The sequence below is a fragment of the Kitasatospora sp. NPDC092039 genome, assembly GCF_044756065.1.
Taxonomy (GTDB): Bacteria; Actinomycetota; Actinomycetes; order Streptomycetales; family Streptomycetaceae; genus Kitasatospora.
Window position 1 is genome coordinate 56593 of sequence record NZ_JBIVSD010000011.1, and the last position, 13323, is coordinate 69915.

General features: G+C 70.2%; 9 protein-coding genes and 1 pseudogene. 4 read left to right on the forward strand and 6 right to left on the reverse strand.

Features of this window, described 5'->3' with window-relative positions; all coding sequences use genetic code 11:
- Positions 1-2649: 2649 nt before the first annotated feature.
- From ACIQI7_RS21930 to ACIQI7_RS21950, 5 genes are all read right to left on the reverse strand, one after another.
- Positions 2650-3759, reverse strand: a complete 1110-nt coding sequence (locus ACIQI7_RS21930) for a hypothetical protein (RefSeq protein WP_401112549.1) — start codon at positions 3757-3759, stop codon at positions 2650-2652.
- Between the two features lie 2 nt (positions 3760-3761).
- On the reverse strand, positions 3762-6842 hold the full coding sequence (cas3u, locus tag ACIQI7_RS21935; RefSeq protein WP_401112551.1) for a type I-U CRISPR-associated helicase/endonuclease Cas3: 3081 nt from the start codon (positions 6840-6842) through the stop codon (positions 3762-3764).
- The gene (csb2, locus tag ACIQI7_RS21940; protein ID WP_401112552.1) at positions 6839-8311 is read right to left on the reverse strand and encodes a type I-U CRISPR-associated protein Csb2; all 1473 of its coding nucleotides are present in this window, start codon (positions 8309-8311) and stop codon (positions 6839-6841) included. The genes cas3u and csb2 overlap by 4 nt, the downstream gene beginning before the upstream one ends.
- Before the next feature lie 6 nt (positions 8312-8317).
- Positions 8318-9511, reverse strand: coding sequence for a type I-U CRISPR-associated RAMP protein Csb1/Cas7u (gene cas7u, locus ACIQI7_RS21945; protein ID WP_401112554.1), 1194 nt, complete (start codon positions 9509-9511; stop codon positions 8318-8320).
- Positions 9512-9866: 355 nt separating this feature from the next.
- Positions 9867-10241, reverse strand: a complete 375-nt coding sequence (locus tag ACIQI7_RS21950; RefSeq protein WP_401112556.1) for a hypothetical protein — start codon at positions 10239-10241, stop codon at positions 9867-9869.
- Positions 10242-10303: 62 nt separating this feature from the next.
- On the opposite strand from ACIQI7_RS21950, the gene ACIQI7_RS21955 reads away from it, so the two are divergent.
- Positions 10304-10708 (forward strand): transposase, encoded by a 405-nt coding sequence (locus tag ACIQI7_RS21955; RefSeq protein ID WP_401112558.1) that lies wholly within the window; start codon positions 10304-10306, stop codon positions 10706-10708.
- Between the two features lie 23 nt (positions 10709-10731).
- Positions 10732-11114 (forward strand): annotated as a pseudogene (locus ACIQI7_RS21960) (transposase).
- Between the two features lie 66 nt (positions 11115-11180).
- Here the strand turns inward: ACIQI7_RS21960 and ACIQI7_RS21965 are convergent.
- The gene (locus ACIQI7_RS21965) at positions 11181-12095 is read right to left on the reverse strand and encodes a transposase family protein (protein WP_401112905.1); all 915 of its coding nucleotides are present in this window, start codon (positions 12093-12095) and stop codon (positions 11181-11183) included.
- Between ACIQI7_RS21965 and ACIQI7_RS21970 the strand changes: the two genes are divergently transcribed.
- Entirely contained in the window at positions 12069-12611 is a 543-nt protein-coding gene (locus ACIQI7_RS21970) for an integrase core domain-containing protein (protein ID WP_401112560.1), read from the forward strand. The genes ACIQI7_RS21965 and ACIQI7_RS21970 overlap by 27 nt on opposite strands.
- 454 nt (positions 12612-13065) lie before the next feature.
- Complete coding sequence (locus tag ACIQI7_RS21975) at positions 13066-13203, forward strand: hypothetical protein (RefSeq protein WP_401112562.1); 138 nt, start codon at positions 13066-13068, stop codon at positions 13201-13203.
- The last annotated feature ends 120 nt before the right edge of the window (positions 13204-13323 follow it).

Consider the following 13323-nt stretch of genomic DNA (forward strand, 5'->3'; position numbering starts at 1 on the left):
TGTGATGGTGCCGCGCTGGGAGGGTGCGGAGCGACGAGGTGCTGCCTCAGGGAGAGGACGCAGTAGGCCAGGCTGCGATGGTGCCGCACCGGGAAGGTGCGGAGTGACCATCAGGCGGGAGATCGTGGACTTCCTCCTGATGGAGCTGCGATGGTGCCTCACCGGGGTGGTGCGGAGCGACGACCGCGAGGAAGTGGCCGAGGACCGGAGAGCAGGAGCTGCGATGGTGCAGAGCGACGCGCGAGGGCGGTCATCGCGGACAGAGCGGGATTGCCGCTGCGATGGTGCCACGGCACGATGCTGAGGAGTGAAGCGGCCTTGATCACCAGCTCGGTGCAGCGGGGCCTGCGGGCTTAACCGGCCGTCCCCGAGGGAGTGTTGCTGCGATGGTGCCGCACCAGGGTGGTGCGGAGTGACAGCCATGCCCACAGGTCCCCGTACCGCTCGGCCCGGCTGCGATGGTGCCGCAAAGGGATGGTGCGGAGTGACGCGGCGCAGCGCGGCGTAGACGTCCAGGGGGGAGCAGACTGCGATGGAGCGCAAAGGGATGGTACGGAGTGACTCGTTCCGCTCGATCCTCTCCAGGCCGGGTTCGGCGCTGCGATGGAGCCGCACCGGGATGGTCCGGACCGACACTGGTCGGCGTGGGCGGTGTCGGCTTCGGGGTCTAGCTGTGATGGTGCCGCACCGGGATGGTGCGGAGCAACCCATCCGACGCCTGTTCCCGGACGTGTTCCAGCTGATGCTGCGATGGTGCCGCACAAGAGCGGTGCGGAGCGACTGGAACGACGGGTCCGGCGCGTGGTGTGGCTGATGCCGCACCGAGGTGGTGCGGAGGGACCGTCGTCCCGTCGGATCTTGGGTTCACGGACACCGTGCTGCGATGGTGCGCACCGGGACGGTGCGGAGAGACCAGCCCAGGCCAAGTTGAGCAGTTCCTCGACCGCGTGCTGCGATGGTGCCGCACCAGAATGGCGCAGAGGCCACGGGCAGGTCCAGCGAGCCGTCCTTTCAGTCGAGGCTGCGATGGTGCCGCACCGGGATGGTGCGGAGCAGTTCGCCGCCGATGGGGCCCTTGCTGCCCCAAAGAACGCTGCGATGGTGCCCCACCGGGGTGATGCGGAGGGACCGTATACCTGCCAGTACATGGCGGCGAGCATGGCCGTGCCGCGATGGCGCCGCACCAAAGAGGTGCGGAGGAACGTCCGGCGGCTACTCCCCAATCAAGGCGACCCTGCCCCCACGATGGTGCCGTACCGGAAGGGTGCGGAGCGCCCCGTTCGGCAACATCATCAAGTTTGGCACCAGCAAGCTGCGATGGTGCCGCACCAGGATAATGCGGAGCGACGGCCTTGAGCTTGGCCGCACGGCTGACATCGTCAGACTGCGATTGCGCCACACCGGGGTGGTGCGGAGCGACGCCGAGCGCCGGGTCCGCGCTGATCGTGCCCTCGGGGCTGCGATGGTGCCGCACCGAGTCGGTGCGGAGCGCCGCCGACCGTGGCATTCCAGAATCGAGCGACCGCATTCCTGCGATGGTGACGCACCAGAATGGAGCGGAGCGACGTCAAGCTCACCACTACCGCGGGTGAAAGCCAGGCGCTGCGATGGTGCCGCACCAGGGTGGTGCGGAGCGACGGCTGGGCCCGGCTGGCAGGAAGCCCTGGTGATCCCGCTGCGATGGTGCCGCATCGGGGTGCGGAGCGACCAGCCGGATGACGGTGAGGGAGATCGCGAGGCTGAGGCTGCGATGGTGCCGCACCAGGATGATGCGGAGCGACCTTCATCGTCGGCGGGGGCGAAGACCCCGCTGTAGAGCTGCGATGGTGCCGCTCCGGGGTGGTGCGGAGCGGCCCTGGTCGGCGTGGGCGGTGTCGGCTTCGGAGTCTAGCTGTGATGGTGCTGCACCTGGACGGTGCGGAGCGACGAGATGACCGCGAGCGGCCGGGGCAGGCCGACGTCCCTGCGATGGTGCCGCAGCAAGATGGTGCGGCGCGACACCGGTGGGGCCGGACCGGCGCGGACATCCTTTGGCAGCTGCGATGGTGCCGCACCAGGATGGTGCGGAGCGACGTCCTGGTCGAGCGCTCCAAGATGCTGAGCTACACGCTGCGATGGTACCGCGCCAGTCAGGTGCGGGGGGCGACCCAGCCCTAGGTCAGCGGCTCCAAGACGTGGCTGCGATGGGGCAGCATCGAAGTGGCGCGGAAGTGCCAGGCGCGGCAGGTGGTGGTGTGCGTCTCGGCGTTGCTGCGATGGAGCCGCACCGAAGAGGTGCGGAGGCGCGATGGGTGGCGACCCACGGGCACGAGACTCCGGGCCTGCTGCGATGGTGCCGCACCGGGACGATGCGGAGCGACTCGTGGCCAAGGGCGCGGCGGAGGCCTTGGAACAGAAGCTGCGATGGTGCCGCACCGGGACGATGCGGAGCGACGGCGGTTGAGCTGCTGGTCTGGTGGTCCGGCGGGTTGGCTGCCGCGCATACGTGGGTGCCATTTGGGGTGATTCGGACTTCTCCCTTCGGTGCAACGGGGTGTTCTCGTGTGTGCTTGTGGTTCCGAAGTCGTGTCCGACTGGGGCGACTTTCTCGGTGTTGGCGCTGTGGAGTTGTCAAGAATCGGGTGTTGAAGGGGTGGCCGGGGGTGGGGTTCAGGGCCAGAGGTGGCGGCTGGCGGCGAGGGGGCCGTTGGATTGTTTGAGGCCGGTTCGGGGTGCGGTGTAGAGGGCGGTGATGCCGAGGTTTGTCAGCATTCTGGCATTGCGGGTGTTACTGGGTTCGGTCGCGCGGACGGCGGGGTGTTCGAGGAGGACGGTCACGTCGGTGGTGGTGAGTGGGGGTGTCCAGGCGGGCCAGCGTAGGGCGCCGCGGCTGTCGGTGGTGTCCCAGCTGGTGACGGCTTGGGTGCGGCCGGTGGCGGTGAGGCGGAAGGTGGCGAGGGCGTGGAGGGCGAGCCAGGTGGGGCCGGGGGCTCCGCGTTGGTAGGCCTTGCCTTCGGAGTTGGTGTGGGCGTCGCCGAGGGAGCGGTGGTCGAAGTTCGCGGAGGCGTAGTCGGAGATGCGGCGCCAGCCGTCCAGGGCCGAGCGGATCTGCCTCGGGTCCTTGTGGCAGCCGAGGACGGCTTTCTGCATCAGGCCGGTGATGGTCATCTGGCCGGCGGCGGCGATCAGCGGGGTGACGGGGGTGCGCCGCACCGTGGCGGGCCCCGGCTCTTCCGTGGGTCCCGGGTCGTTCTTGCCGGTCTTGGGTTTGGTGTCTTCGAAGCACATGACGTTGGTCAGGGAGGCGAACCAGCGGGCTTGGCGGTCGCCCGTCTCGCGTTCGGACCGGGCGAGTTCGCGCAGCGTCTGGTGCGCGATGTCGACGCGCATGCGCAGGGCTTCGTTCGGGGCGGTGGCGTCTTCGCGTGGTCGGGTCAGGAGTCCGGGGACGTGCGAGAAGGAGTCCCAGACTTCACCCTGCGCGCCGGCCGCTTCGGCGTCCTTGTCCTCCTCGTCCTCCGTCTCGGCGCTGTCTGCGGGCTCCCCGGTTCCGCGGGCCGTCTTGGCGGGCTTGGGTGGGAGGTGGCTGGTGAGGAGCCCGGTGAGGGTGTCGAGGGTGAGGGGCTGGTCGGTGGCGAGGACGGCTGCGCCGGCCGGACCCTTCCAGTGGAGGCACGGCTCGGTGGGCAGGGTGGCGGTGGTGAGTTCGAGGATGCCGAGGGCGGCGAGGAAGCCGAGCGGGTCGTCGGCGCGCAGGGCGGGGAGTTCGAGCTGGTGCATGGTCAGCTGCCTTCTTCGGAGCAGGCGATGTCGGCGAGACGCAGGACCGTCTCGAGGAGGGCCAGGCCCCAGAAGCCGTAGCGCCGGTTGAGGGCGCGAAAGCGGCGTGGGCCCATCCAGTCGGTGCCGATCACGGTGCTGGAGACGGCGACGGTGGTGTTGTCGGGCATCGTGCACTCGACGAGGACCGGCTCGGGGTCGGCGAACGCGGGCAGCATCGGGCGGGCGTAGCCGTGGTGGGCGGCGACGAGGTGGGTGATGAGGTCGTGGTCGAGTCCTCGGGCGGTGGGGGGGTCGGTGGCGAGCCAGGTGTGGACGGCGGCGGCGCTGAGGGCTTCGTGGCGCAGGTGCTTGGACCAGTTGGCCAGGCGGGCGGCGCGTCGGCGGGCCGTACGGTCGGCGGGGTCCATACGGGACTTGGCGAGGGGTTCGGGCAGGGATTCGGCGAGCAGGCGGTCACCGGAGCAGAGCATGCACTGGAACCGTGGGTGGTGCTTTCCGCAGTCGTGGGCCCTGGCCGCCAGTACGACGGCTTCGACCAGGTCGTCGGGCAGTCCGATGGCCCGGGCGTAGTCGCGGGCGCGTTCGCCGACGGCCTCATGGTGGTACTTGAGAGTGACGGTGCGGGTGAGGCTGCTGCTGTCTGGGTCCTCGTCGTCCACGGCGATCCGGTAGCGGCCGGCGTCGGCGAGCCGGGGCGGGAGGAGGGCGATCCTGCCCGGACCACCGTGGTCAATCAGCACCACCCCGGCCGCGGCCGCCCGTCCGGTGCGCCACTCGGCGACCTCCAGCAGGGTCTCCAGGCGCTGGCGCAGCAGGGGGGTATGTCGGGAGGGGCCGTCTGCCGGGGTGTTGGTGGGCAGGGCGTTGAGGAGCCGGGTGATCGCGGCGTGGACCGCGTCAGTGGTGCTCGGGGTGTCCGGGTCGTCGGGGTCTGCGGTGAGGTCGGTGTGGGCCTGTTTGATGATCGGGGTGAACTGCTCGGGGGCTGTGCCGGTGGTGCTGGCCAGGACGGCCGGGTCGAGGCGCATTGGGGTGCGGGTGTTGTCGGTGGGGTGGTCGCCGAGGTCGGGGACGGGGGTGTCGGGGTCGGCGGTCCAGCCGTAGGCGTCGTGGCCGCCGGCGGTGGTGGGAAGGATGAGGGTGGCGCCGGGCTTCAGGTCTTGGATGAGGCGTGGGGTGGTCCAGGTGCCGTCGGTCTCGCGTTGGAGGACGGTGGTGCGCAGGCGGGTGGGTGGGTTGCGAGGTTCGGGGGTGGTGTCGGCGTCGGGGCCTTCGAGGTCGCTGGTGTCGGGGGTTGCGCGGGGTTGGGTGAGGAAGCGGCGTACCGCGGCGAGGGGCAGGGCGAGGGTTTCGGCGGTGTGGACGGGGGTGGTGTGGATGTGTTCGGCGAGGGTCTCGGGGTCGGTGGTGTCGGTAGGCAGGTCGGCGCGCCACAGGAGTTGGACTTCGGGCTCGCCGGTGTCGAGGCCGTGGAGGAAGGGGGCGGGGGATTCGTCGGGGACGGGGATGGGGCTGGTGCGGGCGAAGGCGCCCAGCCGCACCTCATGGACCGGGGGGATGTGTTCGCCAGCGCGGGTGAGCGGCGCGGTGTCGGTGCCGTCCAACAGGCCGGGCAGAGCGGCGGGGTTGAGGACCAGGCCGTCCAGGAGGTGGGGGGTCAGCTCGGCGGGCTCCTGGCTGTCGTGGGTGGAGGCCTTCCCGGTGAGCCACTGCCAGGTGTGGGCTGCGGCCGGGCCGTAGACGGGGATGCGGTCCGGGTCCTCGGGGTTGTGGGTGCGGACGAGGACCGCGGGCACGGGGCCGAGTTCGCCGCGGCGGTCGAGGCGCCCGAGACGCTGCAAGGCGGAGGCCCAGTCGCCGCATTCGCTGACCATCGCCCCGAAGGTACAGTCGATCCCCACTTCGAGGGTCTGGGTACTGATCACGACGAGGGGGCGTTCACGGTCCCGGCTGACACCGTCGAGGAGTTCGGCCAGCGGTCCGGTGACGAGCAGGTCGCGCTCCGCGGGCCGGCACCGGCCGGTCAGCAGCAGCACGTCCACGTCCGAGCGCCGGGCCAGCACTTCGTGGGCGGCGCGGGCATGGGTGATGGTGTTGGCGATCACCGCGACCGCGGGCAGCCGCAGGACGGGCAGGACGGCGTCCAAGCCAGTCTCGGCAGCCAGGGCGAACGCCTCCGCGGGCTTCTTCGACCAGGCGCCGGCGTCAAGCAGCGTCACGTGGCGCTCGGCCGCGATCCGCCGCCCGGCGATCGGGTGAGCGTGGTCGGCGTCACCGATGCCCAGGCGGGGCCGGCCGCTGGTGGCGCTGGTCGCTGACAGGCTCACCGCCCGAAGCGCCCGGGCCGCCAGTTCCCCGCGCCCCGCTGTCTGCTGGTAGAGCGCAGTGTCGGCGGCGGTCGCGAGCAGGGCCTTCGAAAGGTGCGCCTCGTCCAGGGCGAGCAGGGCGTCGTGCCCGGTCAGGGCGGCGTCGATCGGGGCGCGCTGGGGGGAGGTGTGGTAGCCGCGGAACAGCAGGCGGCTGCCGTACTGGTCCACGGTCGAGGTCACCACCAGCGGCTGGGCCGGGCTGCGCACCCAGTTCGACTCCCAGCGGGCGCCGCCGCGCATCCGCACCACCTCCAGCGGCGACTCGCCACCGCCGAGGTCACGCAGCGCGGCGGCGACCTTCGCCCGCACCGAACCGGGTGGCGCCTCGGCGAGAGCTGCGGCCAGCTCGATGGAGTGCTGGTGAGCCTGGTCGACCACCAGGCGCCGGTCGACGCAGAAGAACAGCCGCAGCGGCACCGTCCGGTGCTCCCACCCCGGTCCGCGGGCGTGCTCCCAGGCGAGGAGGAAGAGCCAGATATCGATGAACGTCGTCTTCCCCAGGGCGGTGGGGACGTCGAGGTCGGGCCAGTCCGCGCCGCCCGCCACGGCGTCCAGGTAGGCGCTCTGCCACGGGAACGGCGCCCAGCCCTCGCACCGGTCGCAGGTCGCGGTCACGGCCCCGTCGGGGCAGTGGGTGTGATGGTGGACCTCCCGGAAGAAGGCGGGGAACTCGGCCGTCTCGATCACCGGCAGCCGCTCGGTGCCCGTCACTGGTCGTCCTCCTGAAAGTGCGGATCCGGGCGGCACAGGCCCAGGCCGAAGTTCTTCTTGCTGCCCAGCACCACCGGCCCCGTCACCGGGATCGGGAAGGTCAGGCGCACGTGGCAACTCGGCAGCGGTCGCTCTCCGTCCTTGCGGCGCACCGGGAACCCGTCCACGCCCCGGACCCCGGGCACGAGCGCGCCGCGGGGGCTCACCTGCACATGCGCGGGTTCTGGCAGCCCGGCCGCGACGCAACTTGCCGCGACCGAGTCCGCCCATGCGGTTTCCTCGTATTTCTTGGGGAAGCGGTCGAGGACCATCGGCAGCACCGTGGTCCACACCGTCGATGGCTCCTGCCACGTGCCTGGCTGGACGGTCTGCGGCCACTGGTCGTGGTCGGCGGGACTGACCCGTACGAGGTCCAGTGGGTCCCCGTCCGCGAACCGGATCCAGCGCAAGCCGCCGTCGTGGCGAAGGAGGGCAGCGAGGAGAGCCTTGCGGTCTTGCCTGGGCATTTCGCGGGGCATGGCGATGCCGAGTCCGCGGAGCAGCCCGTCGGCGTGATGGTGTCCGGCGAACGGCAGCGCGAGGTAGGCGACCGGCCTTGGGTCGTCCGGGCTGTTCTTGTGGCCGTGGACCGTGGTCATCGCCTCGACGTCGTGGCCCATCGCCTCCAGCGTGCCCAGCACCATGCTCCGCAGCTGGCCGGTCAGCTCCAGCGTCCATCGCGGGTCCAGCGCCACGCCTGGGGCGAACGAGAACGTCAGCAGGTCACCGAACGGCCCCTCCGCCACCGCCGGCTCGTCCCGGTCGGTGTGGTCGGGGTCAAGGTAGTGGTGGGTGACCGACTGACTCCAGGCTGGCCGCTGCTCCTCGAACGCCTCCTCCAGCCACGCCAGATAGCCGCGGTAGGGGATCCGGATCGGCCGCGAGCCCTTCGGGTACTCCGCGTCGGTGGCAGGCCTCCAGTGCTGCCGCCCCCCGTGCTCGTCACCGGGCTCGTCAGGGCCGCACCAGGCATCCAGCAGCCCGGCCCCCGTCGAGCGCCCGAAGTACGGCACCCGGCGGGCTAGTTCCTTCAGCACCGGGGCGAGCTCCTCCCCCGGCTCCGCAGCCCAGCTGAACACCATCCGCGTACCGGACAGCGTCTTCTGTGCCCATGCTCGCGGCACACCGCCAGCGGTGCGTCCCGGCAGCAGGCCATGGGTCACCTTCTTCGGGTCCACGATGTTGGTCACCACCCACGCCGCGCGCGGGCTCTCCGCCTCCAGCGGCCTGGCCGGCACCGTGACCACCGGCGGCTCCTGCGCCTCCAGCCAAGTCAGCGCCATCCGGTGCGCGGCGTCTTCGAGGTCGGCATGCGCGACCAGCGCGCAGAACAGGCGGGCCGGGTGGGGCGGCCACTCCGCGCGCTCGCCGTCCATGCCGGTCGCCTGGTAGAGCGGCTCCAGCAGCTCCACCGAGATGTGGAATGGCATGACGCTCTACTCGCCTTCCGCCTCGCCGATGCCCTCCAGACGGAAGGAGCGCTCGATCGCCTGCTGCACCTGCGCGTTCGGCCGCAGCCGCACCGGATCCTTCGACCACACCAGGCCCGCCTCCTCGGCGCGCGAGCGCGCGAACTCGAACAGCTGCAGCGCCTGCGCCGCCGTGTCCAACTCCAACGACTCCGTCACCGCCACGCCCTCGCGCCCGCGGCCGACCCACTCGATCCGCTCCGACACCAGCAGCAGGTCGCACCCCGACCGCAGCCGCACCGCCGGCGCCGCGAACGCCAGCCGGTCCCCCAGCAGCGCCAGCGCCGCCAGCAGGGCCCTTGCTGCCCGCACGTACTCCTTCGAGGCGTCACCGAAGCGCAGAGCCCGCAGGCCCGCCATGGCCAGCGTCGCGTTCCGCTCGATCGCCCGGACTGTCACCCCGCCCATGCCCTCGACTGGCGGGATCATGCCGTGCCCGACCGCCGACGCCTTGAGCGTCTTCCCCTTGCTGCCCTTCTTGCCCGTGCCGTCGACCGGCCTCCAGCCGTCGGCGGTCAGCTCCACGTTGTCGCCGGGGAAGTTCCAACTGTCGAAGCGCCCTGCCGCCCGCTTCCCGGACAGCGGGTCCAGGCCCACCATCTCGGAGGTGTAGGTGCGCGGCACCTTCAGCTGCACGCGGCGCTTGCGGTGTGAGTCCCAGAGGCCGAACACCAGGTCCGACGGCGCCGACTCCAGGAATGCCCGCACGTCCCCCGTTCCCGCGTCACGCAGCGCCCGACCCGTGTCCGTCTCGTCGAACTTCACACCGGCCTCGTCCAACGCGTCCCGGAAGTAGGCGTCGCGGGAACGGTGCGGCGCGTCCAGGTTCGTCATCCGAAGCTCCCGGCCTTCCGCGGTCACGTGCAGCGCCAGGTGCGGGACCACCGCATCCCCCAGATCTACGGCCTCCAACAGGGCCGTCTCACAACGGTTAGCCTGCGACTGTCGCTGGTCCAGCAGCACCACCTTCGTGCGCTGCCCGCCGACCCACCGGTCCTCGAACAACTGGCCCGGGCCGTCGGTCTCCTTGAGTTTCACTGTCGGCGGCGCCACCGGCGCCCCCACGCCGGCCACCGGCTCGTACTGGGCCACGATCCGGATCGCACCGTCCGCCGACAGCCCGCTCGCCGCCTCGGCCAGCCGCTCGTACAACGCTTCCATGAAAACCCTCCTTGGGCAGAACCTCGCGGACAGCTCGCATCGAAGCAGCCCCCACCGACAACCATCACTCATTTGAGTGATAGATCGTCAGAACTACTTCTACATGGATGGCTTCGACTAAAATCCGCGGCGGTCGGGTACCTGCCGGAGGCCGGGCAGTTGCTCGTCGAGGTGGCGCACCCCGCGCTGGATGTGGTGCCGGGCGTATCCGGGTATCGGTTCGTCGCCCAGCGCGGGGAGGTGGTCCCGCTGCCGGCCAAGGAGGCCGCGCGCAGGAGGCCTACCGGCGACTGCTGGCACGGTTGGCCCTGCGGGCGCTGGACTAACTGGTCGTTTCAGAATGGGCGTCGGGCGGTCATTCGTCTTGGAGCCGCTGGAGAATCCGGGTGAAGTCGCCGTCGTCGAGCAAGCCGGCCAGTACCTGCGTCATGTTGTCGATGCCGGGATCCCGGACGATGAGGCCGTCGGAGCACCAGAAGTAGCGGCCAGCCAGTGCCTCGCCAGTTCGGGACCACCTCTCCATGAGGCGTTCGACCTCTGCAACGGTGAACACGGTCGCGCTCCAGCGTGAGCCGTCCGCTGTGAGCCGGACCTCGACGTCGATGTTGCAGACGCTGTCCAGAGGCTCGCCCGCGCTGGGCAGGAACGACGCCTCGAAGTGATCCGTTCGGACGCGGTACCAGGGGCCGTCCCAGCCCTGGTCAGCGGTTTCGGTCCTGGTGTGGGTCATACAGGGGAGCATCTCCGGCCTGCCGAAGTGCTCAACTGGATTCTCCGGCAAGCTTCAGCGTCGTGATCGCGAACCTTGTCCCCGACGAGCTCTGGGATCGAATAGCCCCACTGATGCCGGCGCGGCCCGTGCGGCGGCATCGCCACCCCGGGCGGCTTCCAGTGCCGGACCGTGTCGCGCTCGCTGGCATCGTCTACGTCCTGCGCAAGGGCGTGGCTTGGCGAGACGTACCGGCTTCGGTCGTGGGTTGCTCGGGGGTGACGGTCTGGCGACGGCTGCGAGACTGGACCGAGGCGGGTCTTTGGCCCCGTCTGCAGGCCGCGTTGTTGACCGAATTGCGCCGAGCAGACCTGCTGGACCTGGACGACTGCGCGGTGGACGGCTCGCACGTCCGGGCCCTCAAAGGGGGGATCACGTCGGCCCCTCGCCCGTCGATCGTGCCCGGCCCGGCTCCAAGCACCACCTGATCGTCGATCGCCACGGCACCCCGCTGGCCGTCACACTCACCGGCGGCAACCGGCACGACGTCACCCAACTCCTACCGCTGCTGGACGCGGTCCCACCGATCCGGGGCCTGCGAGGGCGGCCCCGCCACCGGCCCCGGCGCCTGTACGCCGACCGCGGGGCTACGACTTCGACAAGTACCGCCGCCAGCTGTGGAAGCGCGGCATCAAGCCGATGATCGCCCGACGCGGCATCGCCCACGGCTCCGGACTCGGCAAAGTGCGCTGGGTCGTAGAGCGCGCGTTCGCCTGGCTCCACCAGTTCAAGCGCCTCCGCATCCGCTACGAGCGACGCGCCGACCTCCACCAGGGACTCCTCGAACTCGCCTGCTCAATCATCTGCCTGCGGCGGCTCTCGCGATCATTCTGAAACGATCAGTAACGACCTGGTGCGTGATTGCGGTGGCGATGTGACCGGCCGGTCGACGGCGTGTGGTCAGCTGGTGGCAGTGCGGTCGGAGACGAGGCCGGCGACAGCGAGGTAGGTGGCCGGGAGGCTGTCGCGGCGGTGGGTCCAGCGGGCCAGACCCTTCCATCGCTTGTGGTCGGCGAGGGCGTGTTCGACGGGAATGCGCCGGGACGAGTGCTCGTGGCGGGCCCGTTCGCGGGCTTCGTGGACTTCGGGTGGGGAGATCTTGTTCGGCTTCCTCGGTGGGGTGATCGCCTTGCCGGGGTGGTCGCGACGCAGTCCCAAGTAGCCGTCGTCCAAGAGAACTTCGACCTTCGGGAACTGGTGGAAGAGGTCGTCGATGCCCTCGCCCCGTATTGCGGTGGTGTCGTGCATCCGTCCTGGGCGGAGGTTGCCGGCCCATAGGGTCCGGCCCCGTTCGTCCGCCACGATGGTGGCCTTCATGGTGTTCTGCTTCTTCTTGCCGGAGACGAAGGCTCGCCTACCGCCCCGGTGGGAGGCAGGCCGGCGGACCTGGACCTCGGTGGCGTCCAGCCGCAGTACCACGCCTTCGGCCTGCGCGTAGGCAAAGACGTCCGCCAGGGTGCGAAGCCGCACACCCGGGCGGTCCGGCGCTGCGAAGCCGCGGGCTGCCAGCAGGCCCCTCACCTCGGCAATCGCCCGGCTGATCGTGGAACGGTCGACCCCAAGAAGCAGACCAAGGACCGCATGGGGCAGGTCGTGCCGTAGATGGATCAGTGTGGCAGCCACGCGGTCGGCGAAGACCAGCTGGTGCCGGGCCCCTGCTCCCGCGGCCCGGCGACGCGCACCGCCACGGGCGGTGTGACGCCGGCCCTCGACCACGGCCTGCCAGGGAGAGGCGAGCTCGACAACCAGATCCGCCAGGTGCCGCCGCGAGAGACTCGTCAGCACCCGATGCCCGAGCACCGCACGGTTCACCATGATCGTCACACCGTCAGATCATGCCGCCCGCAGGCCTGCCGGTCACATCGCCACCGCAATCACGCACCAGGTCGTAAGTACTACCAGTTCACCGCGATCGACGACTGCACCCGACTGCGCGTCCTGCGGATCTACCCGCGGTGCGACCAGAAGACCGCTGTCCAGTTCCTGGACTACGTCCTGGAACGGCTGCCGTTCCGCGTCGAGGCCATCCAGACCGACAACGGCGCGGAGTTCCAGTCCGCCTTCCACTGGCACGTGCTCGACAAGGGCATCGCCCACACCTACATCAAGCCGGCATCCCCGCACCTCAACGGCAAGGTCGAACGCTCACACCGCATCGACGCCGAGGAGTTCTACCGCATGCTCGCCGGTGTCGTCATCGACGACACCGGAGTCCTGAACGACAAACTCCGAGAATGGGAGGACTACTACAACTTCCACCGCCCCCACGGCGCTCTCGGCGGCCAGACGCCCTACGAACGCCTCAAGCAGAAGACCGCGGCCCAGGTGTAACCGGGCTCCGGCAAATGCACAGCGCTAGCACTCGCTGAACAGTGAGATCGGCCCAGGCAACGAACTCGCCTCGAACTTCTTTCACGGCGAGCCACCGGAGCGCGATCGCGCGCAAATGGTGCCGCATTCGGCGCTCGCCAGCGCAAAGTTGACCGACATCTGACCGGTTGCGACCGAGGGATTGCGCAGGCCCCCGAGGGGCATATGCAGGACCCGGCGCGCTGTACGGTTCTGCTCAACGGCCCTTCCCCGTCACGGGGTTGCCCCACCCGGTGGTAGCACACCGAGTGAGGCGGGCAGGCCGATCAGAGAATGAGGCACATCCATGTATGACCGACCCTCCCTGGGACAGGCGAACCTGCCCCAGGTGATTTCCCACGCTAGCAGGGGCAACGACACCTTCACGGGATTTCGTGGCCTGCGCGCCACCCGTGGACGAGTTCAACTCGACGCCTTGCTGGCTGTTTTCGCGCTCGCCTGGGCGATGTACGCCGACGACCCGATCGCGTGGGAGCGCGTCGCACTGATCCTCGGCCTGCTGAGGACGTGTAGGTCGAGCGGCGTCGAGTGGTTCTGGGCCCGCCGCCTCTGAACGAACCGCTCCCGGCCCGGGCGCCCGCCGCCCGGGCCACTACTTGTGGGACGCAGCTGAACGCACGCCCCCACCTCTCGCACTCAGCCCCCCGCTGTGCGCCTCGTGCGCCCCTCCATC